This is a genomic window from Algoriphagus lacus (genome assembly GCF_003583985.1).
Taxonomy (GTDB): domain Bacteria; phylum Bacteroidota; class Bacteroidia; order Cytophagales; family Cyclobacteriaceae; genus Algoriphagus; species Algoriphagus lacus.
In genome coordinates this window covers 75,987-102,268 of record NZ_QXML01000004.1, presented here as the reverse complement: position 1 = coordinate 102,268, position 26,282 = coordinate 75,987, and the positions used below count along the sequence as shown (strand labels likewise).

General features: G+C 43.7%; 26 protein-coding genes. 15 read left to right on the top strand and 11 right to left on the bottom strand.

The features are described from left to right. Positions 1–55: 55 nt before the first annotated feature. Complete coding sequence (locus D0X99_RS09405; protein WP_119477501.1) at positions 56–2,092, top strand: glutamine--tRNA ligase/YqeY domain fusion protein; 2,037 nt, start codon at positions 56–58, stop codon at positions 2,090–2,092. A gap of 185 nt (positions 2,093–2,277) precedes the next feature. On the opposite strand, the gene D0X99_RS09400 is transcribed toward D0X99_RS09405, so the two are convergent. The 4 genes from D0X99_RS09400 to D0X99_RS09385 all read right to left on the bottom strand — a co-directional run bounded on the left by D0X99_RS09400 (position 2,278) and on the right by D0X99_RS09385 (position 6,344). Next, a complete protein-coding gene (locus D0X99_RS09400) occupies positions 2,278–4,440 on the bottom strand; it encodes a xanthine dehydrogenase family protein molybdopterin-binding subunit (protein WP_119477499.1) in 2,163 nt (720 codons plus the stop codon). Between the two features lie 2 nt (positions 4,441–4,442). Next, positions 4,443–4,901 (bottom strand): (2Fe-2S)-binding protein, encoded by a 459-nt coding sequence (locus D0X99_RS09395; RefSeq protein ID WP_119477497.1) that lies wholly within the window; start codon positions 4,899–4,901, stop codon positions 4,443–4,445. Between the two features lie 134 nt (positions 4,902–5,035). After that, positions 5,036–5,407 (bottom strand): DoxX family protein, encoded by a 372-nt coding sequence (locus D0X99_RS09390; protein ID WP_158587694.1) that lies wholly within the window; start codon positions 5,405–5,407, stop codon positions 5,036–5,038. 58 nt (positions 5,408–5,465) lie between these two features. Further along, positions 5,466–6,344, bottom strand: a complete 879-nt coding sequence (locus D0X99_RS09385) for a DUF3667 domain-containing protein (protein WP_147392212.1) — start codon at positions 6,342–6,344, stop codon at positions 5,466–5,468. A gap of 125 nt (positions 6,345–6,469) precedes the next feature. Between D0X99_RS09385 and D0X99_RS09380 the strand changes: the two genes are divergently transcribed. From D0X99_RS09380 to hrpB, 3 genes are all read left to right on the top strand, one after another. Further along, complete coding sequence (locus D0X99_RS09380; protein WP_119477491.1) at positions 6,470–7,618, top strand: Gfo/Idh/MocA family protein; 1,149 nt, start codon at positions 6,470–6,472, stop codon at positions 7,616–7,618. 102 nt (positions 7,619–7,720) lie between these two features. Next, on the top strand, positions 7,721–8,227 hold the full coding sequence (locus D0X99_RS09375) for a DUF2911 domain-containing protein (protein WP_119477489.1): 507 nt from the start codon (positions 7,721–7,723) through the stop codon (positions 8,225–8,227). A gap of 114 nt (positions 8,228–8,341) precedes the next feature. Then, positions 8,342–10,828, top strand: coding sequence for an ATP-dependent helicase HrpB (hrpB, locus tag D0X99_RS09370; protein ID WP_119477488.1), 2,487 nt, complete (start codon positions 8,342–8,344; stop codon positions 10,826–10,828). Here the strand turns inward: hrpB and D0X99_RS09365 are convergent, their stop codons facing one another. Beyond that, positions 10,829–11,443: a hypothetical protein gene (locus D0X99_RS09365; protein WP_119477486.1), complete on the bottom strand. Its 615-nt coding sequence runs from the start codon at positions 11,441–11,443 to the stop codon at positions 10,829–10,831. A 48-nt stretch (positions 11,444–11,491) separates the two neighbouring features. Beyond that, positions 11,492–12,013, bottom strand: a complete 522-nt coding sequence (locus D0X99_RS09360) for a HEAT repeat domain-containing protein (RefSeq protein WP_119477855.1) — start codon at positions 12,011–12,013, stop codon at positions 11,492–11,494. A gap of 50 nt (positions 12,014–12,063) precedes the next feature. Here D0X99_RS09360 and D0X99_RS09355 point away from each other — a divergent pair, with 50 nt between their 5' ends. Then, positions 12,064–12,771: a hypothetical protein gene (locus tag D0X99_RS09355; protein ID WP_119477484.1), complete on the top strand. Its 708-nt coding sequence runs from the start codon at positions 12,064–12,066 to the stop codon at positions 12,769–12,771. Between the two features lie 53 nt (positions 12,772–12,824). On the opposite strand, the gene D0X99_RS09350 is transcribed toward D0X99_RS09355, so the two are convergent. From D0X99_RS09350 to D0X99_RS09340, 3 genes are all read right to left on the bottom strand, one after another. Beyond that, positions 12,825–13,205 (bottom strand): TM2 domain-containing protein, encoded by a 381-nt coding sequence (locus tag D0X99_RS09350; protein ID WP_119477482.1) that lies wholly within the window; start codon positions 13,203–13,205, stop codon positions 12,825–12,827. Then, on the bottom strand, positions 13,198–13,503 hold the full coding sequence (locus tag D0X99_RS09345) for a DUF2752 domain-containing protein (protein ID WP_119477480.1): 306 nt from the start codon (positions 13,501–13,503) through the stop codon (positions 13,198–13,200). The genes D0X99_RS09350 and D0X99_RS09345 overlap by 8 nt, the downstream gene beginning before the upstream one ends. A 107-nt stretch (positions 13,504–13,610) precedes the next feature. Further along, complete coding sequence (locus D0X99_RS09340; protein WP_119477478.1) at positions 13,611–14,693, bottom strand: oxygenase MpaB family protein; 1,083 nt, start codon at positions 14,691–14,693, stop codon at positions 13,611–13,613. A gap of 49 nt (positions 14,694–14,742) precedes the next feature. Here D0X99_RS09340 and D0X99_RS09335 point away from each other — a divergent pair, with 49 nt between their 5' ends. Continuing rightward, a complete protein-coding gene (locus tag D0X99_RS09335; RefSeq protein ID WP_119477476.1) occupies positions 14,743–15,636 on the top strand; it encodes a TolB-like translocation protein in 894 nt (297 codons plus the stop codon). An 11-nt stretch (positions 15,637–15,647) separates the two neighbouring features. After that, positions 15,648–16,571 (top strand): SMP-30/gluconolactonase/LRE family protein, encoded by a 924-nt coding sequence (locus D0X99_RS09330; RefSeq protein WP_119477474.1) that lies wholly within the window; start codon positions 15,648–15,650, stop codon positions 16,569–16,571. 62 nt (positions 16,572–16,633) lie between these two features. Here D0X99_RS09330 and D0X99_RS09325 read toward each other — a convergent pair whose 3' ends face one another. Both D0X99_RS09325 and D0X99_RS20390 read right to left on the bottom strand, forming a co-directional pair. Beyond that, positions 16,634–17,347: a DsbA family oxidoreductase gene (locus tag D0X99_RS09325; protein ID WP_119477472.1), complete on the bottom strand. Its 714-nt coding sequence runs from the start codon at positions 17,345–17,347 to the stop codon at positions 16,634–16,636. Between the two features lie 103 nt (positions 17,348–17,450). Further along, positions 17,451–17,630: a hypothetical protein gene (locus tag D0X99_RS20390; RefSeq protein ID WP_158587693.1), complete on the bottom strand. Its 180-nt coding sequence runs from the start codon at positions 17,628–17,630 to the stop codon at positions 17,451–17,453. Positions 17,631–17,671: 41 nt separating this feature from the next. Here D0X99_RS20390 and D0X99_RS09320 point away from each other — a divergent pair, with 41 nt between their 5' ends. From D0X99_RS09320 to D0X99_RS09285, 8 genes are all read left to right on the top strand, one after another. Beyond that, positions 17,672–18,919 (top strand): aminotransferase class V-fold PLP-dependent enzyme, encoded by a 1,248-nt coding sequence (locus D0X99_RS09320; RefSeq protein WP_119477469.1) that lies wholly within the window; start codon positions 17,672–17,674, stop codon positions 18,917–18,919. Positions 18,920–19,308: 389 nt separating this feature from the next. After that, positions 19,309–19,992: a GNAT family N-acetyltransferase gene (locus tag D0X99_RS09315; protein WP_119477467.1), complete on the top strand. Its 684-nt coding sequence runs from the start codon at positions 19,309–19,311 to the stop codon at positions 19,990–19,992. Positions 19,993–20,026: 34 nt separating this feature from the next. Then, the gene (locus D0X99_RS09310; RefSeq protein ID WP_119477465.1) at positions 20,027–21,217 is read left to right on the top strand and encodes an argininosuccinate synthase; all 1,191 of its coding nucleotides are present in this window, start codon (positions 20,027–20,029) and stop codon (positions 21,215–21,217) included. Beyond that, the gene (argC, locus tag D0X99_RS09305) at positions 21,210–22,178 is read left to right on the top strand and encodes an N-acetyl-gamma-glutamyl-phosphate reductase (protein ID WP_119477463.1); all 969 of its coding nucleotides are present in this window, start codon (positions 21,210–21,212) and stop codon (positions 22,176–22,178) included. The genes D0X99_RS09310 and argC overlap by 8 nt, the downstream gene beginning before the upstream one ends. A 93-nt stretch (positions 22,179–22,271) precedes the next feature. Then, the gene (locus D0X99_RS09300; protein ID WP_119477462.1) at positions 22,272–23,405 is read left to right on the top strand and encodes an aspartate aminotransferase family protein; all 1,134 of its coding nucleotides are present in this window, start codon (positions 22,272–22,274) and stop codon (positions 23,403–23,405) included. A gap of 26 nt (positions 23,406–23,431) precedes the next feature. Continuing rightward, a complete protein-coding gene (locus D0X99_RS09295; RefSeq protein ID WP_119477460.1) occupies positions 23,432–24,376 on the top strand; it encodes a Rossmann-fold NAD(P)-binding domain-containing protein in 945 nt (314 codons plus the stop codon). A 22-nt stretch (positions 24,377–24,398) separates the two neighbouring features. Then, positions 24,399–25,199: an acetylglutamate kinase gene (argB, locus tag D0X99_RS09290; RefSeq protein ID WP_119477458.1), complete on the top strand. Its 801-nt coding sequence runs from the start codon at positions 24,399–24,401 to the stop codon at positions 25,197–25,199. Next, on the top strand, positions 25,199–26,281 hold the full coding sequence (locus D0X99_RS09285; RefSeq protein WP_119477456.1) for a M20 family metallo-hydrolase: 1,083 nt from the start codon (positions 25,199–25,201) through the stop codon (positions 26,279–26,281). Before argB ends, D0X99_RS09285 begins: the two co-directional genes overlap by 1 nt. The last annotated feature ends 1 nt before the right edge of the window (position 26,282 follow it).

Below are 26,282 nucleotides of genomic sequence, written 5' to 3'. Positions count from 1 at the left end.
TTTTTTGGTTGCAATTCCTCGCAATTGAAGTATTTTTGGCCCTGAATTTTAGGCTATGAAGGAATCTACAGAATCTCTGAATTTTATTGAACATATTATCGAAGAAGACTTGGCTAACGGCTTTCCGCAGGAAAAGCTTCGTTTTCGTTTTCCTCCTGAACCCAACGGCTACCTTCACATCGGTCATGCAGCTTCGATTTGTCTCAACTTTGGCTTGGGCGAAAAGTATAATGCTCCGGTAAACCTACGCTTTGACGACACCAATCCTTCGAAAGAAGAACAGGAATACGTAGATGCCATCAAGCGGGATATTGCTTGGTTGGGCTTCCGATGGGCTAACGAGTGCTACGCCTCAGATTACTTTCAGCAGCTTCATGATTGGGCGGTTCAACTGATCAAAGAAGACAAAGCTTACGTTGATCAGCAAACTTCAGAGCAGATCGCGGCGCAAAAAGGCACTCCTACCACTCCGGGAACAGACAGTCCCTATAGAAACAGACCAATTGCTGAGAGTTTGGACTTGTTCAAACGAATGAAAAATGGGGAGTTTCCGGCAGGCAGTTACGTTTTGAGAGCCAAAATCGACATGGCTTCACCAAATATGCACATGCGTGATCCGATCATGTATCGAATTATCAACGCACATCACCATCGAACAGGTAACGATTGGTGCATATACCCAATGTACGATTGGGCCCATGGGGAATCTGACTACGTGGAGCAAGTTTCCCATTCGCTTTGCACCTTGGAGTTCAAGGCGCATAGAGAACTTTATGATTGGTATGTGGATCAAATTTATGATCCTAAACTTTTGAGACCGAAACAGCGGGAATTTGCACGTCGAAACTTGAGTTACACCGTTATGAGTAAGCGAAAACTGCTCGAGCTGGTACAAAAAAAGGTTGTGTCAGGTTGGGATGATCCACGAATGCCTACTATTTCGGGCCTAAGAAGAAGAGGCTATACCCCTACTTCCATTCGCAAATTCAGTGATTTGGCTGGAATAGCGAAGCGGGATAACGTGACGGATGTTTCCTTGATGGAATTCTGTATCAGAGAAGACCTGAATAAGTCAGCGACCAGAGTGATGGCAGTTTTGAATCCGGTCAAATTGATCATCACCAATTATCCGGAAGGCCAATCTGAAATGCTTCAAATGGAAAACAATCCAGAAGAAGCCAATTCTGGCACCCATGAAGTCCCTTTCTCCAAAGAATTATTTATCGAGCAGAAAGATTTCAAGGAAGACGGAGGTAAAAACTTCTTCAGGCTCTCCCTTGGCAATGAGGTTCGTCTGAAAAGTGCCTATATCATCAAAGCAGAATCAGTAGTAAAAGATGATGCAGGTAATATCCTCGAAATCCACTGTACCTACGATCCTGAAACACGTTCAGGAAGTGGAACTGAAGCCAGCGAACGAAAAGTCAAAGGAACACTTCACTGGGTTTCAATTGCACATGCCATCAAAGCTGAGGTTAGGGAGTACGATCGATTGTTCTTGGATGAGGCGCCGGATGCTCATGAGGAAAAAGGTTTCTTGGAATTTATCAATCCAAATTCACTTAATGTGATCAAAGAAGCCTATTTGGAGCCTTTCCTCGCACATGCCACCTTGAATGACAAATATCAATTCCAGCGATTGGGCTACTTTACGCTTGATCCGGATTCCAAAGATGGTAAGTTGGTGTTCAACAAAACCGTTGGATTAAAGGACACTTGGGCTAAGCAAAACACTCAAGCTCCGGCACAAAATCAACCAAAACCTCAGGCCCCAACTCAGCCTCAAGGTCAGAAAAAAGCTCTTAACGAGATCCAGCAAATCGGTAAAAAGCTCACGAACCTTTCAGGAGAAAAGCTGGAAACAGCCATGAATTCCATCCGGGAATTTGCCGAGGAGGTGACTTATGAGGAATTGGAACCTCTTTTTGATACTGCTGCCAAAAAGGTCGGAACCCGAATTGGAGTGATGGTGTCTTTAGGAGTTTTATTGAATAAAGGACAGGCCAAGACTAAAGCTGCTGTAGATTTTATTGAATCCGGAAAGGCGGATGAAAATATAATTTTGAGAGCCGAGGCCGAAAAGATTGCTTGAATAATTAATTTCTAAACGGCTATGTGTCTCAAGAAAAAATACTGTATGTAAACGATCAGAAGGTCCTTCTTAAATGGAACTTAAAATGAAAAAGCCTCTAAAAATTAATTTAGAGGCTTTTTTTTTAAACTTACCGTCAAGATCTAGGCAATCTCCAATTTTTTCAATCCGGTAATTTTAAAATTTTAGGCTCGTCGGATTTCCAGTTTGATGTCCGAAAATTCTTTCTGTTCGATGAACGGCTGACTTCTGAGCCTTCTACCAGTGGCTGAGAAAATTGCGTTAGCAATCGCCCCACCGGTTGGAGGTAATGCAGGCTCACCCAATCCTGTCGGATCAAATCCTGAATCCACAAAATGGGTATCGATTTCAGGAACTTCTTTCAGTCGAATCAATCGATACGAATCGAAGTTTTTCTGCTTTGGAACCCCGTTTTCAAAGGTCAGGTTGGCATACATCGCATGGCCCATTCCGTCTACAATTCCGCCGCGTACTTGGTGGTTTGCGCCGGTAGGATTGACTACCATGCCACAGTCGGTTACTGCCGTGATTTTTTTCAAAACTGGAGTTCCGCCTTGCATTTCGATGTCAGCCACTTGTGCCACATAGGATCTGTGAGAGAAATAGACACTGAAGCCTTGTTTCACATTTGGATTCTTGCCCCAATTGGACTTCTCGGCTGCAGTTTTCACCACACCGATCATTCTGTCCACATCATACCCCAATTCACCGACAGGAGTGGTTTTGGCACGGTTGAGCAAATCCAAACGGAATTGAACAGGATCCTTTCCTGCAGCTAAAGCTACTTCATCCAAGAAACTTTGCTCTGCATAAGCTAGGAAGTTAGTGATCGGAGCTCTCCAAGCATTAGTGGTAATGCTTGACTTATGTTCGATGCTTTCGATCAGGACGTTATCTACTGCACCCGATGGGAAGTTATTTTCACGGGTGGTATTCCCTGCGTTCATTCCCACGCCTCGGAGTTTGTATCCGATCATATTTCCCGAAGCATCCAAAGCAGCTTCAAATCGATAGCGAACTGCCGGACGATAAGCACCACCAGTCAGTTCATCTTCTCTGCTCCAAGTAACCTTTACCGGTGCGTTTACTGCTCTTGACACCTCGACGGCCTCGATGACGTAATCTGCCCGAAGTCTTCGACCAAATCCACCTCCAAGTCTTGTGATTTCCACGGAGACATTTTCCGGTGGAATACCCAAAAGCGTGGCGGTTTCCTGTCTGGCACGATCTGGAGTTTGGGTCGGTCCAATCAACTCTACCTTATCCCCTTTCACATGGGCAAAGAAATTCTCAGGTTCCATCGGGGAATGCGCAATAAAAGGACACTGGTATTCCGAGGTAATTACCTGAGCAGCACCCTTGAACGCTGCGTCCACATTGCCATCCTTCCGCTTGACTTCAGCCTTTCCTGACTTTAACAATTCCGCAAAAAGCCGGTCATGGTCAGCTGTACTTTCCACTGTTCCATCCGGTTCGTATTCAACTTTCAGGAGTTTTTTCGCTTTCAACAGTGGCCAAGTAGAATTACCCACTACAGCTACACTGGTTCCAAAAGTGACCACATCTTTCACTCCGGAGACTGCTCTAGCACCGGAGTCATCCACCGATTTGATTTTCATCCCAAAAGGAGCACGCTGAATCATGGCATGCAGCATTCCTTCACGCTGAAAATCAAGTCCATAAATTGGCTTTCCGGTATACATGTCCTTAGAATCCACGTTTTTTACGGGGGTACCAATGATCTTGAAGTCTTTCTTGTCCTTTAAAGTGACCTCTTCCGGAGCAGTCATGGCTGAAGCCTCAGTTACAAACTCACCAAAGTGTCCGCTTTTTCCGGAGCCTTTGTGAGAAATGATTCCTTTTTCGACGGTGATCTCAGCTGCTGGGACATTCCAGGTTTTAGCTGCAGCTGCCACCAAAACAAACTTGGCCGTAGCTCCTGCTTTTCTCAGTCTTTCCCAGCTATGAGGCATGGCACCTGATCCACCGGTCAACTGGCGGTCATATTTGGCGGGATCAAGATTAGCCTGAACCACTCGAACTTTTTCCCAGTCCGCTTCCAGTTCTTCTGCCACGACCATCGGGAATGATGTCTTGATATTTTGACCCAGTTCTGGGTTAGGGGAGTAAATCACCACATCCCCTGTTGGAGAAATGGACAAATAACTGTTGAAGGACTTAGCTTGGGAAAGAATCTGTTCGGTACTGAGTACTTCGACCTTTGGAGAGTCACAGCTGAACCAGTTGAATCCTATGACTAATCCTCCTACTGAAGTTCCTGCGATTTTGAGGAAATCTCTTCTGCTTGCTTTCAATTGAGTTGCCATGGTTATTTGGTTTTAGCGGCTAAAGCGACAGCCTCACGGATTTTATGATAGGTACCACAGCGACAAATGTTCCGGTTCATCGCATTGTCTATATCCTCCATACTTGGATTGGAGTTGGTTTCCAAAAAAGCGGCAGCGGTCATAATCTGACCTGCCTGACAATAGCCACACTGAGCTACATCGACCTCCGCCCATGCCTTTTGTACGGGATGATCCCCGTCTTCTGAAAGTCCTTCAATGGTGACTACTTCCCCATTTCCAACGCTGGAAACAGGAGTAACACAGGAAAAAGTGGCGTTTCCATTGAGATGAACCGTGCAGGCACCGCACTGAGCGATCCCGCAGCTAAATTTGGTACCGACCAATCCCAGGTGATCCCGAAGGACCCACAACAGTGGGGTATCGTCTTCGACATCAACGGTGTGGGACTTTCCGTTAATTTTCAGGTTAAAGTTTGCCATGAGTTTTTAGTTTATTCAGAAACAAAATTTAGAGATAATTTTTTGGATATCGAATTGTAATTCAGGTGTCTTGCCTTGATTTTGGATGAGTTGCTCTAAATAGGGATGAATGAATCTTACTTTCCCAATTCTGACTAATTCATGGACCTATTTCCCTTCTTTAAGAATCTCAATGAATCCAAACCAGGCTTACCCAAACCAATCAGGCCAAGTACAACACTCAATAAAAAATAAGTAAAGGGTAACTCTGCCTCTGAGTAGATTTTGCCTGAATGGGCAAAAAGTACGGCAATGCCAAGGGTAAAGGCCATGATCCAGGCTCCAAAGCTAACCCCAAGCAAAATCAGAATGGCTGCGCCAAATTCTGCCAGCTGAGAGGCGTAAGCCATGGCCAATGGAATAGGCCAATTCAAGGATTCTAGAAATGCCGCCAATTCAGGTACTTTTCCTTGGAAAAGATAGGTTCCACTGTGCTTTAACATGACTGTTCCTAGCCAAATTCGCATCAACAAAATGGCAAAATTTGAAGATTCAAATCTTGGGGTTTCAGTTAAGTTTTTCATCTCAAAGCGAATAAAAGGTGGCAATAAAAAGAGTGAATCGATAGATCGTAATGACCACTATCAGCGAGGAAACCAAAAGAAATCCTCCAAGAATACTTCTCCACCATGAAAATCCAACCACTCTACGAATTGCTGGGACGAAAAAGCATAGAATGATAAAGGCAAGAAATAAAGAATAGTACGCGTCACCAACTTCCACATTCCAATCGCTGTTGATTGCTTGGAGAATCTTGCCTAGCCCTGCTGTCAATAAAGAAATCCCAACAGTAGGGACGATCAAAATAAATGTCACAAACTCCAGGCTGAGTTGAAAGTATTTCACAAATGTGACCTGCTTGGAGAAGTTGGTCAGAATTATAAATGGAAGAAGATATAGGACAAAGAGGAAAAGGAGCAGTTTGGAATTTCCAGTGGAGTTCAGATCATATACCGTTGAAAATTCAGTAAGGTTGATATCATTATTGATGAGGAATTCATTCACTTTTTCCCTCGCAAAGCCGCTATACGGCATACTATTCAATTGATTGAAAAGGTTGGTATTGAAGGTCTGTATGACAGGAAAGAAAAAGTAAATGAAGTTCGCCAAAAAGAAAAAGGAGATCGGCTGCATGTAGGGCACCGTTATTCCATCTGAAATATCGGAAGTTAGCTTACCAGGTTTACGCAAAAGAGTCCAAATACTGTTAAAGAATTTACCGTCAACGAAAGTGTATGCATTCAACAAATTCAGTAGATAATTCTTGAAAGTTTGGTCCTGCTTTTCCAAAACTTTCTCTCCGCAATGATTGCAAAATTTGCCTTGAAAAGTATTTTCGCAGTGCTTACAGACTCTTGCGATTTGGTAATCAAAATCCTTAGGAATTTTTCTCCAAAAGTTCATTTTTTGAGCATGGTGAAGATTCAAGTTCTGAAATTTTAGCTTCAATAGTTTGATTTTTGGACCTGATTCTTGGAAATTATTTATTTATCTTCGATCCTTCTGTTTTTTAACAAAACCCTAAACCTATGTCCCAAACCATCAAAGCTGCCATCGTAGGCACCGGATTTATCGGACCTGCTCATCTCGAGGCACTTAGACGATTACCCAATGTAGAAGTAGTAGCACTTTGCGAAGTCACACAGGAATTGGCCAATGAAAAGGCAAAAACCCTGGGTATCCCAAGAGCCTACACATTCAATGAAATGCTTAAGCAGGATGACATAGATGTGGTGCACATCTGTACTCCGAATTTTCTTCACTACGCTCAAGCGAAGGCCGTTTTAGAAGCAGAAAAACACGTGATCTGCGAAAAGCCTCTAGCAGTAAAAATCCACGAAGCCGAAGAGTTGGTGAAAATTGCTTCACAAACCGGTCTGGTCAATGCCGTTCACTTCAATTTGCGCTATTATCCAATGGTTCGTCAGATGAAAACCATGCGTGAAAAAGGCGAATTGGGAGAAGTGTACTCCGTGATGGGGTCTTATCTTCAGGATTGGCTTTTCCTTCAAACCGATTACAACTGGAGACTGGAACCTGACAAATCCGGTGATTCTAGAGCGATTGCCGACATTGGTTCGCACTTGCTGGACATTACCGAGTATGTGACAGGGTTGAAAATCATCGAAGTGATGGCAGATTTCTCTACAGTTCACAAGACTCGATTGAAGCCATTGAAAGCCATTGAAACCTATTCCGGAAAAATGCTTCAAGCTTCTGATTATGCGGAGGTTCCGATCACTACCGAAGACCATGCGACTGTTTTGCTTCGCTTTGACAACGGATCCAAAGGTTCTGTCACGGTATCCCAAGTGAGTGCTGGACGAAAAAACCGACTGAACATCGAAATCTCCGGGTCCAAGTCAAATTTTGAATTCAATTCAGAACGGCCAAATGAACTTTGGATCGGAAAGCGTGAAAAGGCGAATGAGCATCTGATGAAAGATCCTTCCCTGTTTTACCCTGAGGCATCCGCCTTGATCAGTTTCCCTGGAGGACACAATGAAGGATTCCCGGATACTTCCAAGCAAATGTTTAAGGAAGTCTATGCAGCAGTTGCTGCCGGAAAACAGCCCGAAAACCCCTCCTATCCAACTTTTGCAAGCGGTTTGAGAGAGTTGATCATTGGCGAACGGATCGTGGAAAGCAACAAAAAGCAGGCTTGGGTTAAGATTTAATTAAAATTTGTTAAGCCTTTTCAAAGACATTTGAAAAGGCTTTTTCTTTACCCAGATTTTAAATGAATTTCAAACTGACTAAATAACTAAACTTAATTCTACATGAAATTGAAAAATGCAATTTTGACTTTTGCTATGATGGCATTTGTAGCGTTTTCCGTAACTGCACAGGAAAAAGCAAGCCCTGCAAAAAAGGCTGAAGGAACCGCTGCTGGTTCTAAAATCACCATCAACTATTCCTCGCCTGCAGTAAAAGGCCGTGTGATTTGGGGAGACTTGGTTCCATTAGGTCAGGTTTGGAGAGCAGGTGCTGATGAAGCAACTACCTTCACTACTTCCAAAGACATCACCGTACAGGGACAAAAATTACCCGCAGGAACTTACAGTTTCTTCATTATCCCAGGTGAAACTGAGTCTACTTTCATCTTCAACAAAGTCGCCAAGCAATGGGGAGCTTATGATTATGATGCTAAGCAAGATGCACTTAGGGTAAGTGTACCTTCTCAGCAAACTTCTACCATGGAGGAGCGATTGGTATATGAAGTGAAGCCTGACGGATTTGAAGTAAGATGGGAATACGCCAAAGCAACTGCTAAAATCGGTTCTTGATCCAATTATACCAGAAAACTACAGCCACCGGGTGATAGCTCGGTGGCTTTTTTATTCCCACTTTTTTCACGGATCAACTGAAAACTGACCGACTCGGGATTAAATTTGCCTGCGATGTCTGACTTCAATCCTTTTTCCTTTGACCTTCCGGTAACGGAAATTATCCCTCAGGTCAAAAATCACCTTTCAACTGAAAATTCCCTAATCATCCAGGCTCCTCCAGGTGCGGGAAAAAGTACCCTTTTGCCTTTGGCCTTATTGAAGGAGCCTTGGCTTGAAGGGAAGAAAATCATCATGCTCGAACCCCGTCGCCTAGCAACCAAAAGTATTGCTCAGCGGATGTCGGATATGCTCGGTGAGGAACTGGGGAAAACAGTCGGATATCGGATTCGATTTGAATCGGCCATCACGGAGAAAACCCGGCTTGAGGTCATTACAGAAGGTATTTTAACCCGAATGATGCATCAGGACAATGCATTGGAAGGAATTGGATTGGTTATTTTCGATGAGTTTCATGAGCGAAATCTATTCTCAGAAGTGGCATTGGCACTTTGCAGAGAAGTGCAACAGGTGCTAAGACCAGACCTACGGATCCTCTTAATGTCAGCCACTATTGACGCGGATCAGCTTTCGAATATGCTTGGCGCAAAAGTGATTCAAAGCCAAGGAAGGCAATATCCGGTGGATGTTCATTACCTCAATGAAGTGGATGAATTTTCCATTGGTGAGGATGCAGCACGGCAAATAATTCCCTTGACAAAAAAATACGAAGGAGATTTTTTGGTCTTTTTGCCGGGGCAGGGAGAAATCAAGAAAGCTGAGGAAATCCTGCGGAGAACTTTGCCCCAAGATGTCATTGTACCTTTATATGGCCAACTTTCCCCTTCGGAACAAAATCGAGCCATTCTTCCTCATCCCTCAGGGAAAAGGAAAATAGTACTGTCAACCGACATCGCAGAAACTTCCCTGACTATCGAGGGAGTCAGGGTGGTTGTGGATTCGGGATTTGCCAAATCCAACCGGTTTGATGCCCGATCAGGACTTTCTAGATTGGTTTTGCATCGAATCAGCAAAGATTCGGCAGATCAGCGAAGTGGTCGGGCAGGTCGATTGTCAGCTGGTCACTCCTATCGGCTTTGGACCAAGGCAACCCAAGCACAATTAGCGGACTATCGCACTCCAGAGTTACTGGAGGCTGATTTGACCAGTTTGGTTCTGGACATGAAGGCCTGGGGGAAGGACGACATTCGCTCCATGACTTGGTTGACACCGCCACCTGCAGGAACTTTGGCACTTTCCGAAAAAGTACTCGAAGCCATCGATGCCATTGCTGATGGAAAGCTGACTGAACACGGGAAAGAAATCCATCAATTGCCAGTTCACCCTCGGATCGCCCACATGCTGATCTATGCCAAGCGGATGAAACAACTGGCGCTGGCAACTGACATTGCAGCAATTTTGGAGGAGCGAGATCCTTTGCCTGCTGATTCCGGGGTAGATTTGAATCTCCGGATCGATACACTTCGGAGATTCCGGGACAGAGGCGTCAACATGGCCCGAATCAAGAAAATTGAAAAAGTAGCAGCGCAATACCGCAGGCTTTTTGGGATTTCCCCTGAAAATACGCCGGCGGATCCATGGGCTACCGGATTGCTTTTGGCCTATGCTTATCCCGAGCGAATCGCTGCTGCCCGTCCCGGAAACAATGCTCAATTTCAGCTTTCCAACGGAAAAATAGCTCAAATCGGACATCGGGACGACTTAGCCCACGAGTCATGGTTGGCAGTAGCTCATGTGGACGCACGCGAAGGAATGGGCAAAATCTGGTTGGCAGCACCTCTTAATCCAAAAGACCTGGCTCCCATGCTTAAAACCAAGGAAGTGTTGGAATGGGATCGAAAAAAAGGTGGCTTGATCGCTCATTCCGAAATCCGAATCGGTGCAATCATTTTGGGTACAAGACCACTTCAAAAGTTTGATAGGTCTTTGGCAAAAGCAGCCATTCTGGATGCTATTGTTGAGGATGGCGAGTTTCTATTGGATTGGAACGAGGATGTAATGCAGTTGATCTACCGAATTCAGTCTCTACAGGCCTGGAATCACGAGCAAAACTGGCCTTCATGGACCAAAACTACCTTGATTTCCTCTGCCGAAGATTGGCTTGAACCGTACTTGGACAACATCTCCAAAAATGAGGATTTCAAGAAATTGGATCTAAGTCAAATTTTGCTGCACAGCCTCTCCTTTGACCAACAAAAGCTACTTGAAGAACTTGCTCCAAGCAAAATAGACGTTCCTTCAGGAAGCCAAATCAAACTGGAATACAAGGAGGAAGGCGCTACTCCTCTCCTTTCAGTACGCTTACAGGAATTATTCGGGTTGCTGGATACTCCGAAAGTGAATAAAGGAAAAGTTCCAGTGTTGATTGAAATGCTTTCTCCAGGATACAAACCTGTTCAATTGACCCAGGATCTGAAAAGCTTTTGGGCAAACGGATATTTTGAAGTGAAGAAAGAACTCAAACGGCGCTATCCAAAGCACGAATGGCCGGATGATCCAATCAGCGCCGAGGCAGTACGGGGAGTCAAAAGGAAAACTTGATCAAACGTTGATTTTGTCCAGATAATCCAAGAGCTGAAGAAATGAAGCGATGGTAAAAGGAGTCATTTCTCGTTTCTTGATTTGTTCCAGATAGAAATTTCTCAAAATTGGATAGTCTTTCGGATTATAAAATCTTGCCAACGTCGCCCCACGAAAGGCATTGTAAACAAAGTTTTGGGTTTTAAATCCTTTATCTTTTTGCTGGGCAAAAGCTTTTTCCAAATTCTCCGGCTGAATCATTTCATCCAGCCAGTGAAATCCATTTAGGACAAAAAACCTTTCAGCAGCGAGGATGGCTTCTGCCAGCTGAGTTTCATCTTCAATTACAAACCGATTGGGGATAGATTTTCCTATCGCATCAGGAGTTTGGATCAGGGTAATGGAACGTTCAGCATAGTCGCTGAGTGTAGGAAGGAATTGATGGATAATCTGTTCAACGGCATTGATCCGGATTCCCAAGTTGTATTCTAAATAGCTGACATCAGGATATTCCGTGTAGTGGACAAATACGACCTGCTGCCCTTGGGGAAATGATTTGTAGAACAGCATTCGAGATGAGTGAAACTCAAACCCAAAATCAGTGAAAAACTGCTGGTGCAGCTCAATTACTTCCATCTTCCTCATATATTTTTAACAGAGGAATTTTGGATTTGTTGTATCGACTCAGGAAAATAATTCCTTCATTTCCTGCAACATGGGCTCAACCTCAGATTTTTTAAGAATCAAACTCCCTTCATCCTCAGGATTATGGAGGTAATGGTTCCAATGCTTTTCTGCTTTTCGGATAGTTCTCGGAGTGATGTCAAATTCCACCCCGTCCAAATAATCCTTTGCTAAAGTTGAAGCCTTGAAGTTACCGAACAGGTAAACCCGGAAAACATCCACAAACCTGGAGCTTAGATCAAATTCTTCCAAAATTTGGACAAATGCTCCTTGAACAGACTTATTCTTTTTATCAAAAATGGTTTCAAAAATCACATCCAATGCCTCTTCCTGAAAAGGGGTCTTGGATAAGGCTCGGCAAGCCAAATAAGCTATTTCCCAATTGTCGCCTTTTACCAGTTCGATCAGTTTTTCTTTTACTTCCTCATCTGCCATCCCACCGAGTTTGTCCGCAAAATGATACGCTTCGGATTCTTTGGGATCGCACATTCGGTCAAAAACTTTCTGGATTTCTTCCTGCATGATTTTTCGATTTCTTTGTGCAAAGATAACCAATTGTTTTTTCCACCGAGATGAATATTCCACAGGCAAAAGTCTTAAGTCAATCATCAGCAGAAAAGCTGATTTCTGATTCCAAAAGCCGGAATTTCAATTTGACGTTCGAACCGAAAAAGCATCAATTGATCATCGATAATGGACAGGACTGGTTGGCAAAACTCTATCTGCCCTTGACTGTGGATTGGACAGGAAATAGGGAGATAAAGTCAAAAGCCGATCCGCATTTTTCACTGGTGCTGATCAAAGCAGGGCAGGCAGTTACAGGCTATTTTCACAGAGGAGAGCTTTTGGATCATAGGGTCTTCAGAGCCTATATGGTGAGACAAAAGCAGGGAAAGTCTCAAATTAAGCACTTGAAAACCAAAGGAAAATCCAGAGCAGGTTCCCGAATCAGATTATCTGAAACGGAACACTTTTTTGAAGAAATCAATGAGCGGTTGACATCCTATTCCAACCAATATCCAATCGATTTTTGGGGAATAAGTTGCGCAAAAACAATGTGGCCCTATTACTTTTCTTCAGCGGTTCCTCCCCCGTTTTCTCCAAAAGAAGAAAGCCTGATTGAACTTCCTGTTCATATTGCCCAAGCTTCTTTTGAAGAATTGAAAGTAGTTGGAGAATTACTTCAAAAATTCCATCTGATTCTATCTGATCACGGGAAAGAAATTTTGAGCTTTTTAGGAGAAAATGACTTCACCAATGATTCGGCTGAGGATTGGTAAAACCAAAAAAGCCCCGGTTTCCCGAGGCTCCTTCGTGTGTAAGTTTAATTAAATCAGGTAGTGGGATTGTTACCCATAGTTGGGAAGTGGTTCGAAATCATGGCCAGAGTCTCATGAGCCACTTTGATGTTATACTCATAGGCCAGACTCTTGTAATTTACCAAATCGACAATGGTACCGATGAAACAAAGTCCGATTGTCAGGATGTAAAGAATCCCCAAACCGATCTGTCCTAGGATAAAGCGATGTAATCCCGCAAAACCAAAGAAACCGATCAAGGTCAAAATCAATATCATTTGCGCGTCCTTTCTTCTTGCTCTATAAACCTGAGCAAAAAGCGACGCTTGGTCTTCATCCATATTTTTCATCAAGCCCTGGATGTATCCCAGTTCCATACCCTCCAATTCAGGAAGGTGTCTCAATACATTAGCCATAATTGTGTGTTGTTTTTAGGGTTTTTATAAGATTCCAGATTCTGTGGAAGATCACTGCATAAGCCAGCATGGCGAGTGGATGCATAGACCAGGAAGCCTGAAAATCACCCCGCGCTAGGAGATTCATGGACCTTCCCAATCCGCAACCCGGACACCAGTCGAATCCCAACTGACTGAGCGGACATAAGCTCAGATGGCTTCCGGAGTGTGGGTCCAGCATCAGAATAGCGGCTAAGCTTCCGATCCAAAAAACCAACTCCATAGGAAATCGATTCAGATATGCGGTGAATTGCTTCATGCCACTCAAAGTACGAAAAAGGTGCCAGCTGGCAAATGTGGCCTAAATCCACAGATTTCCACGTTCATGTAAAATACTTGGGTGAATTGCGAACAAATAGTGTTCGATTATGTACGATTAAGCTCAGGTAATCGGATAGTTAGCACCCTTCCGAATTGACTTTTTTGCTGGGTTTCCATGGTTTGTCTGATGTGGGCATATCCTTTTTTCCCTCCAAAATTTTTCCATCCTAAAAATGTAAACATCAATCCCAGCAGGTTACCGGGAAGCTTTCTGCTTGCTTTTAACCCAAGTGCTGCTGAGGCTTCTTTGCCAAGGAAAAAAAACAACAGGCGCTCCACCTGTTGATTAATCAATGGATCCGGAATGGTACTTCGATAATTCAGGATTAAAGAATCCAATAACTTTTGCCCGGCTTCCGAACTTTTCAGGTGTCTCTTACGGATTAGTTTATCCAATTCGAATGACTCTTTGGAGGTTTCTGGCCAAAATGAAACATCAATCCCCATTAATTCACCGATCCATTTCCAATACTTTAAAACATCCCGGTATTCATCCTCAGAAGGTTGAAAACCAAGCTTGGTCAATCCCCTCAACACAATGAAACTAAAAGCCAGATTAGTGCCTAACATGTCTTCCTGATTGACAGGTTGGCCGAAAGCCGGATTCCAGTCTTTTGCATAATGAAGGATAAAATAACGACTGAACGCATGAATCAACCGAACTTTTGAACAGGTGAGATAGGCCTTTCCCTTTTGAAAAAATGCTCCCGGTTCGAAAATATCCATCACGAAACTGGCAGTCTCTCCCAATCGCTCCCCGACATTTTCCAAAATCCGCTTAGATCTTACCAAGACTTGGGCCCCATCTGCAAATGCATAGCAATATGGAAGCGCATAAAAACCAAGCATGGCCAAGTACAACTCTCCATTTTTATCAAAAAATCGTTGTCCGCCAGTTAGGGAATTCTCATCTACCAATACTTTTTTCTTTTCATAAAAGCCAAAATACTCCTTGAGTTCAGGAGAAAAAGACGAAGGCAATTCAGAAGGAATACTATCCCAAGTGTTGATCAACTCGATCCATTCCGGATTTCGAATCAAAGCTGAAACTGCATCATCTGCAAGAATATCCTGTCGATGTCTTAGTTCGTCAAAAAAAGAATTGGTATAAAGCTTTAATTTCCCCACGTCACTTTAACCTTCATTTTGTAATTTGGTTGGCTTTAAGCCCAATTTCATGCGAGTATTTCTGTCAATAGTTTTCATCCTTTTCCTTTCATCCCTTCAATTGGCTCAAGCTCAGGGAGGTTTTGACTTGTGGGTATTGGATACACAAGGCAAAGGAGGGAAGCTGAAAATCCTTACTGAAACTGCCAAACCGCTAACTAATCGACCTGAATACGACAATCAACCCAATTTCATCAACGATGCAGAGTTGGTTTTTTCTGCGGCAGATGATAAGGGAAATCATGATATCATTCTCTACAGTTTCCGAACGGGCAATTTCACCAATCTGAGCAGAACGGCGGACCGAAGCGAGTTTTCCCCAACGCTCACGGATTGTGGCCAGTACGTATCTGCTGTAGTGATGGAGCCGGACAGCACACAGCGCCTTTGGTTATATCCGATTAATCTCGAAGCACCGGAGCTGCTTTATGACGACATAGCCCCGGTGGGCTATTATGACTGGTATGACAACAAAGCAGCGATGTTTATCCTTGGAGAACCCAATCGCTTGGTATACGCCCGAGGAAAAGGCGATTTGTTGGAAATAGATACCCATATTGGTCGATCGGTGAAGCGAAGACCCAAAACTTCCCAGATCAGCTACCTATCCATGAAATCCCCAAAAGAAACCTTGGCTGGGTTGGAGTTACCAATTCGCAGCTACGATATTGAAAATGGAAAAGCGCATATTTTTGGCTTTGGTTTAGCGGGATCACTTGATTTTATTTGGCTAGATCACAATTACCTGCTGATGGCTCAGGGAAATGGAATTTATAGAAAGAGAGTCAACCAATCGGAATGGGAATTCCTAGGCAAAATCACCTCTGACACCCACCAGAATATCACCAGAATGGCCTACAGTCCTGATTTGGATAAATTGGTCATCGTCATGCAACGCAAATAACCCAAAATCTTATGCATAGAAATTTTAAAAATGCCTTGGCTTTTTCAGCCTTATTATTGGCCTCAACCGCTCTTTATGCCCAAATAGAAGACAAAAGAGGAATTGTGGCAAAAGATGCAGAGTTGGTAAAAGTCCAGGATGGATTTACCTTCACCGAAGGTCCGGCAGTAAACCGAATGGGTGATATTTTCTTCACGGATCAACCCAACGATAAAATCTACAAATGGTCAGCCGGTAGCAATAAGGTTACCCTTTTTAGGGAAGGTGCAGGAAGATCCAATGGGCTATATTTTCAACTGGACGGTACCCTCATTGCCGCGGCTGATTTGAATAATGAACTTTGGGCAATAGATCAGAACACAGGAAAAGAAACAGTGATTGTTCCCTCGTTTAAAGGCAAAAAACTGAACGGGCCAAATGATGTATGGGTCAGGCCAAAAGGGGGGTTGTATTTCACTGATCCACTTTATGCCAGGCCTTATTGGGAAGGAATCCGAACTCCCGAAAGACAGCAAGATGGAGAGCATGTCTATTTTTTGTCCGCCGATCGCTCAGAGTTTTTCAGAGTGACTGAAGACTTGACCAAGCCAAACGGGATCGTGGGAACTCCAGATGGGAAGAACTTGTATGTCGCAGATATCGGGGCTAAAAAAACCTGGAAATATGACATTCAGGATGATGGCTACCTGACCAACAAAACGCTTTTTTGTGAGATGGGATCAGATGGAATGACACTTGATGAGCGTGGCAACGTCTATCTCACCGGGGACGGAGTCACTGTTTTTGACAAAAACGGTGAAAAAATCGCTCATATCCCTGTTCCTGCCAAATGGACTGCAAATGTTGTATTTGGGGCCTTGGACAGAAAAACCTTGTTTATTACCGCAATGGATGCTGTATACACCCTGAAGATGAAAACAAGAGGAGTTTGGTAAAAAAGCTGGTAGACCGAAGACCGAAGTCAGAAATGGCTTCGGTCTTCGGACTTTCTACAATTTTAAAAGCAATTTTCCCCATCCACATCACAACTCTCTCCTTCGGTGCTACCTGCCATATCCAGAATCGGATTGTTTTTGGCAAATTCTGTCCAGGCTTTTTCCAAGGTCTGATCAAAAACCTCATCGGCCTGAGCTCCGGAGATTCCGAATTTCCGATCTAAAACAAAGAAAGGAACTCCCCTAACTCCGATCAATCTGGATTCATAAATATCCTGATTTACAGATTCTTCATACTGATTCGATTCAAGCATTGTTTTTACTTCAGCTTCATCCAGTCCAACTTCTTTTCCAAGGGAAATCAATGTCGCCGAATCATCCACATTCATACCGTCGGTGAAATAGGCATTCAGCAATTGCTCCTTCATCTCGTTCCCCTTTCCGGTCTTTTTAGCCAAATGAATCAGCCGATGGGCATTTTTTGTATTGGCCATGACGGTTTTTTCATAATTAAAAGTCAAGCCTTCTGCCTCTGCCATTTCAGAGACATGCGCGGTAATATCTTTCACCTGAGTCATTGACCAACCCTTGGATTTTGACAGGTATTCAAAAGAACTGACTGACGGATCGGTCTTTTGGTCGGGATTGAGCTGAAAACTCTTCCATTCGATCTCAATTGAATCTTTGTAAGGGAATTTTTGAATTGCTTTTTCCAGCTTTCTCTTTCCGATGTAACAAAAGGGACAAGCGATATCGGACCAAATTTCGATTTTCATAAGATTATATTTTTTGAAGGCAATATGGAAACCCCGTCTGGCCGATAATCATTTCACTGTCTGATATGGACACGGACATACTTGATTTCATTACTTTTTTTCTTTAATTAAAAGTCAAATCGGATTTTAATCCAAAGAGTTCAAGAATCACCGTGAAAACCAAAGAATGTCCCTCCTGTGCAATGGAAATAGACTCCAAAGCATCGGTTTGCCCGATTTGCAAGTTTGAGTTCCCAAAACGTTCCCCTTGGATTACATGGATGGCACTGATTCTTGTGATCATTTGGCTACTTTCCTACTTGCTCTGAGAAACCACCCCACACTATGAATAAGCGTTCATTTCTTAAATCTTTGGCCGCCTTGGGCATCGGAAGCGGAACTTTCTTTTCTGCTAAAGCGGAAGAGTTTTCGCTGGAAAATCTGGATTATTCAGCAGATGATATCTGGGACCAAATCCGAAAAGGCTATCGGATTAAGCCCGATTACATCAATTTGGAAAATGGGTACTATTGTTTTTTGCCGGAAGAAACCCTGGAAAAATACATCACCCACATCCGGGAGATTAATTACCAAGCTTCTTTTTACATGCGTGGGGTACAGTTTGAAAATAAAGCCAAATGTGCTGCCCAGCTTGCCAAGTTCGTAGGAGCCTCACCCGAAGAAGTGGTTTTGACTAGGAATACCACAGAGTCGCTTGATTTGATTATTTCTGGCTATCCCTGGAAACCCGGGGATGAGGTGATTTTTTCACATCAGGACTATGGAAGTATGCAGACCATGTTCGAATTGGCATCCAAACGTTGGGGAATCAAAACAGTGAAAATTGATATTCCTATGCATCCTCAAAATGATGAGGAAGTGGTTGAAGCGTACCGAAAGGCTATTACCCCAAATACCAAATTGATGATGGTGCCACACATCGTGAATATTACCGGACATATTCTTCCAGTCAGAAAGATTGCGGATATGGCACATCAGCACGGGGTGGAAATCATGCTTGACGGCGCTCATGCAGTGGGACATTTTGCTTTCAATATGCATGAATTGGATTGTGATTATTACGGGAGCAGCCTGCACAAATGGCTTAGCGTGCCGCTTGGAGCGGGAATGCTATTTGTGAAAAAGGATAAAATCAGCAAGATTCAGCCACTTTTGGCTCCTTTTGATATGAATTTAAAAACGATTGGTTACCTAAATCATATCGGTACTCACCCTGCAGCTACAGACCTTTCCGTAATAAATGCATTGGAATTTCAGGATAAAATTGGAATTGATCGAAAAGAGCACCGATTGAGGTTTCTTCAAAAGTATTGGTCGGATCAGGTAAGAAATTATCCGGGAATCAAAGTAAACACTCCTCATGAAAATCACCGTTGCTGCGGAATTGGAAATGTATGGGTAGAGAAATATACACCTGCTGATATGGGCAAAACACTGATGGATAAATACAAAATCTTCACAGCGCCAATTGATGGTTCAGGAGTTAAAGGTGTTCGGGTTTCACCTAATATCTACACTTCCACAGCCGAATTGGATCAACTGGTGGCTGCGTTGAAAGAAATGGCGGGTTGAAACAAACCTTCCAAATTAAATCCTGAACATCCTTAAGTTCAGTAGTAAAAACAACCGGAACCGTTCTTTAAGATGTAAAAATCCTGAAGGATCAAAATATTACATAATTTTCTTGCAATTGATTTTTTGAGGTACAACATTTGCAGCCTCAAAAGCATGATCACTCGAATCTACATAGCGAACCAATCCTTAGCAGCAATCATTCCAGCTGTTTTGAGTTCTGTTATGCCAATTTTTTCCCCTTCGAGGAGGAACAGGTATACTTTTAGGGTTTGACCCTATGCCATCATTTGTTTTCCTATGCGGAAAACTCCTCTCGCCTAAAATTCTAATAGTTTCTTAATCCCAACCCCTGAGCCCAAAAGGCAAGGTTAATTCGTACAATATCCATGGAAGACATCTCTTTCAAAATCATTGTAGCTGATTCCTCTCATAAAGTTTACTCGACTGTTATTACTGAGGAAATGGAAAGCTCTGCGAAAGCTCGTGGAACTGGAATTGCCAAGCGAAGTCCCGCCTATATCGAAACCAAGATGGATGAGGGAAAAGCGGTCATTGCGCTCACTTCTGATGGCACTTGGGCTGGATTCTGTTATATCGAAGCTTGGGGCCACGGTAAGTTCGTAGCCAACTCTGGTTTGATCGTATCTCCCCAGTTTCGCAAATACGGATTAGCCCGAAAAATCAAGCAGGAGATCTTCAAACTTAGCCGTAAGAAATATCCTGATTCCAAGATCTTCGGATTGACCACCGGTGCGGCAGTGATGAAAATCAATTCCGAATTGGGCTACATTCCAGTTTCCTATTCAGATCTCACAGACGATCAGGAGTTTTGGAAAGGATGCCAAAGTTGTGTGAATTATGAGATTCTGATGTCCAAAAACCGTCAGAACTGTCTTTGTACAGCCATGCTATATGATCCCCATGCGAAGAAGAACCATACCGAGGACCTGGCTCTTCGGGAGGATTTTAAAAAAGAACTGAAGCTGTTTGATCGTTGGGTCCAGCTAAAAAAATTCGTTATGCTTAAACTCACCAAGTCAAAAGACTCGGTGATGAGCCTTTTCCTGTAATCAATTTCCTTCGGGAACAAACCTATTAAACATCATGAAAAAAGTTGTTTTAGCCTACAGTGGGGGCTTGGATACCACATTTTGCGCGCTTCATCTAACCAAAGACCTTGGATATGAAGTTCATGCAGTGATTGTAAATACTGGTGGATTTTCCAAAGAAGAATTGGAAACTATCGAAAAGCGTGCAAAAAGTCTCGGGGTTGCTTCCTTTCATATTCTGGAAGTATTGGACACTTACTATCAGGAGGTAATCAAGTTCCTGGTTTTTGGTAATGTCCTTAAGAATGCCACCTATCCCCTATCCGTATCAGCTGAGCGAATTCTTCAGGCCAAGTCTTTGGCCGAATATGCCAAGTCCATTGGAGCTAAAGCAGTAGCCCATGGTTCGACAGGCGCTGGAAATGATCAGGTTCGTTTTGATATGATTTTCCAGACCATAGTGCCGGATATCGAAATCATCACTCCGATCCGTGATTTGAAGCTTTCCCGTCAGGAAGAAATCGATTATTTGAAAAAGCACGGGGTTTCCATGAATTTCGAAAAAGCCGCTTATTCCATCAATAAAGGAATTTGGGGAACTTCAGTTGGAGGAAAGGAAACCTTGACTTCCTCTGAATACCTTCCGGAAGAAGCCTGGCCAACCCAGGTTACGGAAACCGAACCAAAGGAAATTAAATTGACCTTCGTTCAGGGTGAGTTAAAGGGCGTGAATGGAGTTGCATATGAAAAACCAGTTGAGGCCATTCAGAAGGTACAGGCAATCGCAGCACCTTATGGAATCGGCCGTGATATTCACGTTGGCGACACCATTATTGGGATTAAAGGTCGTGTAGGCTTCGAAGCTGCAGCCCCTATCATCATCATCAAAGGCCATCAGCTTTTGGAAAAGCACACCTTGACCAAGTGGCAGATGTTCTGGAAAAACCAATTGTCAGAATTTTATGGCAACCACCTTCATGAAGGGCATTACCTTGATCCGGTGATGAGAAACCTTGAAGCGTTCCTTGCTGATACACAAAAATACGTTTCCGGCGATGTTCGGGTATTGCTTCAGCCTTACCGATTTACCTTATTGGGAATCATCTCAGACCATGATTTGATGTCTTCGAAATTTGGAAGCTACGGAGAAATGAACAAGGGCTACACCGGAGAAGATGTGAAAGGATTTACTCGAATTTTGGGGAATCAGACAGCCATCTTCCACAAAGTCAACAGCAATGACTAAGATTCGAACCGCAGTCATCGGTGCTGCCGGATACACCGGAGGGGAACTGCTCCGGATACTGGTTCATCACCCAGCCTGTGACCTTGTTTGCGTCCATTCCAACAGCCAAAAAGGCAAAAAAGTAACCGATGTTCATCCTGATTTGATCGGAGATACCGAATTGGTATTTACAGATGAAGTGCCATTGAATAGCGTGGACGCCGTTTTCTTGGGCTTACCTCATGGTGAAACCAAAGGATTTCTGGAGGCTCACCCCTTTCCATCCGAAACGGTTATCATTGACCTTTCCACTGATTTCAGGGACGAATCCAACGGATTTCTGTATGGACTACCTGAGGTGAATGCCGGTAAAATCAAAACTGCAAAGCGAATTGCCAATCCAGGTTGTTTTGCAACAGGGATTCAGCTGGCTTTGGCACCGGCCATTTCAAAAGGATGGGTGAAAGATGCAGTCCAAATCTCCGGAATCACCGGAAGTACTGGAGCAGGAAAAAAACTGGCAGAAACTTCCCACTTCAGTTACCGAACCGGCAATATGTCGGTTTACAAGCTGTTTACCCATCAGCATTTAAAAGAAATCAAACAGACTTTCAGGCAGTTGAATGCAGACTTCAATTCAGAATTGTTGTTTGTACCTTACCGTGGGAATTTTTCCAGAGGGATTTGGGTGACGGCATATTTTCCTTTTGAAGGAACAGAACAAGAAGCAGTTAAAGCCTATCAGGAATTTTATCAAACTGCTGCTTTTACCCATGTATCAACGCAAGACATCGACCTGAAGCAAGCAGTTAATACGAATAAGTGTTTCCTTTTTGTCCAGAAAGAAGCCGGACAATTGGTCATTTATTCGGCAATCGACAACCTGCTCAAGGGAGCTTCCGGTCAGGCAGTTCAGAATTTCAATTTGGCCTTTGGACTGGATGAAAAAATGGGGCTAAACCTGAAATCTATTGCTTTCTGATTTCGGAGTTGGGATTTCGGTCGATCCGAAATCAAAAATCTGAAAATCGAAATTTGATTTTTCTAATTCGTACTTCGTAACTCGAACTTTAAAATGAATTTATTCGACGTATATCCCCTAATCCCGGTCACCTTGGTCAAAGCTGAGGGTTGCCAACTTTGGGATGATCAGGGTCAAGAATATTTGGATTTGTATGGAGGTCATGCGGTGATTTCCATCGGACATACTCACCCACATTATGTAAAGCGGATCAAGGATCAATTGGACAAAATCGCGTTCTACTCCAATTCAATCGAGATTCCGATTCAAAAGGAATTTGCTGACAAGCTCGGCCATCTTTCCTGTTTACACGATTACCAGCTTTTCCTCTGCAATTCCGGAGCTGAGGCCAATGAAAATGCCATCAAAATGGCTTCTTTCGCCACCGGGAAATCAGGGTTTATCGCCTACTCCGGTTCTTTTCATGGCAGAACCTCTGGAGCTGTTGCACTGACAGACAACCCTAAAATAGTTGCCCCATCAAATGCCCGGGAAGATTTTCACATCCTACCTTGGGGTGATTTGGACGATACTGAAGAAGCTTTGAAATCCAATACCATTGCGGGAATTATCATAGAGGGAATCCAAGGTGTAGGCGGAATTCAAGTGCCTTCTGCTGAATTTCTTCAGGGCATCTCTTCTTTGGCCAAAAAATATGAAGCCAAACTGATTTTGGACGAGGTCCAATCAGGCTATGGTAGAACCGGACGCTTCTTCGCCCATCAGTGGGTGGATGGCATCATGCCTGACCTGATCAGCATGGCCAAAGGCATGGGCAACGGTTTTCCAATCGGAGGTTTGCTGATTTCACCTGAATTCAAAGCCAGTCACGGATTGCTTGGGACAACTTTCGGAGGAAACCATCTCGCATGTGCGGCAGGATTAGCTGTTTTGGAAGTTTTGGAGGCTGAAAACCTTCAAGCCAAGGCTTTGGAATTGGGAGAAAAACTGATTGCTGAACTGAAGCAAATTCCCGGAATTACTGAAGTCAGAGGAAAAGGACTGATGATCGGAATTGACCTGGACCGTGACGCAGGACCTGTGCGATCTGAATTGGTGAAGAAATACCACATGTTTACTGGATCTGCTTCCAAAAAGCAAACGATACGACTGCTTCCACCCTTGTCCATCGAATGGAATCAATTAAATTCGTTCTTGGTCGCCTTAAAAGAAGTTCTTAGCGCCTGAGTCTTTTTCATCCCTTTTACACTGAAATGAAGCATTTTATCCGATTTGAATCCAAAGAACTGGGTCAGGAATTGATCGACCTTGCGCGTGCCTATAAAGCAACCCCCAGACTTGACTTGGCCAAAGGTCAAGGCAAAAGGGTCGGATGCATTTTCCTTAATCCTTCTCTTAGAACTCGAGTTTCAACTCAGATCGCTGCCCAGAATCTGGGAATGGAGCCGATCGTACTCAATATGGACAAAGAAGGCTGGGCACTTGAGATGAAAGAGGGTGCGATTATGAACAAAGGGACAGTGGAGCATATCAAAGATGCCGCAGGTGTATTGGGTTCATATTTCGATATTCTTGCGATTCGGGCATTTCCCTCCCTGACCAACCGGGATGAAGATGTCAACGATTTCATCTTTGGCCAATTTGTCAAATACTGCGGAAAGCCTGTGGTAAGTTTGGAGTCCGCCATCCGTCATCCGCTGCAAAGCTTGGCAGATCAGATCACCATGAAGGAATATTCAGATGGAAAGAAGAAGCCTAAAGTAGTCCTGACGTGGGGGCCTCACATCAAAGCGATTCCTCATGCGGTGGCTAACAGTTTTTCCGAATGGACATTAGGTATGGGCTATGACCTGACCATTACCCACCCTGAAGGATACGAATTGGACGAAGTTTTCACCAAAGGCGCAACGCTCGAATACAATCAAAGCAAAGCCTTGGAAGATGCTGATTTTGTGTATGTTAAAAACTGGTCTTCGTTTAATGATTACGGCAAAATCCTGTCAACAGACCCTAGCTGGATGTTGACGGAGAAGCATCTGAAAAAGGCCAAAAACGCAAAAGTAATGCATTGTCTACCTGTCAGAAGGAATCTGGAGCTCTCAGATGAAATCCTGGATGGTTCCCGTTCTTTGGTACAAAAGCAGGCAGAAAACAGAATTTACGCAGCTCAGGCTGTACTCAGTTCTATTCTGGGTTAACCCTTTTTAAGCTCTCACACCTATGAAGATTTCAATTATCAAAATCGGCGGAAACGTCATCGACTTCCCGGAGAAGTTGGATGAATTTCTGACGCTTTTTGCAAAATTCCCCGGACACAAAATCCTCGTTCACGGAGGAGGTGTGATGGCATCCCGATTTGGAGAATCTATGGGCGTGATGCCTGAAATGGTGGATGGCCGCAGAATCACCGACAAGGATACGCTGGACATTGTGACGATGGTGTATGCAGGTTTGATCAATAAAAATATCGTAGCCAAACTTCAGGCTCTGAAGGTGAATGCCATCGGAATGACAGGAGCAGACGGTAATTTAATCCGATCCATTAAGCGTCCGGTAAAAGGAATTGATTACGGTTTTGTAGGTGACATTCAGGAGATCAATGTCAGTTTGATTGACACCCTTCTTAGCACAGGGTTACAGCCGGTGGTCAACGCGATCACACACGACAAAAAAGGACAATTGCTCAATACTAACGCGGATTCAATCGCTTCAGCTTTGGCGACGAGCTTGGCGGTATCGCATCAGGTCAATCTGTATTTCTGCTTCAACAAAAGCGGTGTTCTAGTGGATGAAAAAAATGAAAATTCCATCATCCCATTGATTAACGAGGATATCTATGCCGAGCTTCGCAAAGAAAATGTGATTCATTCCGGCATGATCCCTAAGCTGGATAATGCCTTCGAAGCGTTAAAAAAGGGGGTGAACAACGTGTGGATCGGAAAAGCAGAAAACCTACTTCTAGCCGCCAAAGGGAAGCTTTCAGGCACTACGATTGAACGGAATCGATACGACTTGTACTGATGGACTCTCTAAATTCTCTTTTTGATGAGGCGGTATTACTGCTAAAAGATCTGATCCGAATCCAATCTTTTTCAAGAGAGGAAGACCAAACTGCAGATCAAATTGAATCTTTCTTGGCACAAAAAAGAATAAAAACCAATCGTTCAGGAAATAACGTCTGGGCTTTTGCCAGTGAATACAATCCGGTTTTGCCAACTGTTTGGCTTAATTCCCATCATGATACGGTCAAGCCCAATTCAGGTTATACGAAAGATCCCTTTCAGCCCATTGAGGAAGAAGGCAAGCTTTTTGGCCTCGGTTCAAATGATGCCGGTGGGCCTTTGGTCAGCTTGATCGCCTGCTTCTGTCATTTTATCGAAAAGCCCCTCCCCTTCAATTTGCTAATGATAGCTTCAGCCGAAGAGGAAATTTCTGGCTCTAACGGCATTTCATCTATCATTTCGCAACTTCCTGAAGCAGAATTGGCGATTGTGGGCGAACCTACTCAAATGAAGCTGGCAGTGGCCGAAAAAGGTCTGCTCGTGATAGATGCAAAAGTCCATGGCAAAGCGGGACATGCTGCAAGGGAGGAAGGAATCAATGCGATTTACCTGGCTCTGGATGACCTGGACGAGATTCGAAACTTTGAATTTTTCAAAACATCCCCGTTTTTGGGTCGCACCAAAGTGACCGCCACGGTTATCAAGGCAGGACATCAACACAATGTGGTACCCGATCTTTGTGAATATACTTTGGATGTGCGGGTCACGGATGCTTACACTTTGGAGGAAGCTTTCGAAGAGCTAAAGTCAGCCCTCAAAGCGGATCTGACTCCCCGGTCGATGCGATTGCAATCATCTCATCTTGCCGGTGATCATTTGATGTACCGAGTGGCAGAAGAGTTGGATCTGGAAAAATTCGGAAGTCCTACCCTTTCTGATCAGGCACTTATTCCTTTTTCTTCAGTAAAAATTGGACCCGGAGACTCCGCTCGCTCCCATACCGCAGACGAATTCATTTTCCTTGAAGAAATCAGGGAAGGAATTCAAGGCTACATTTCCATCATCAACAAATACGCTGAATTCAGCTCGAAACAAATCTGAT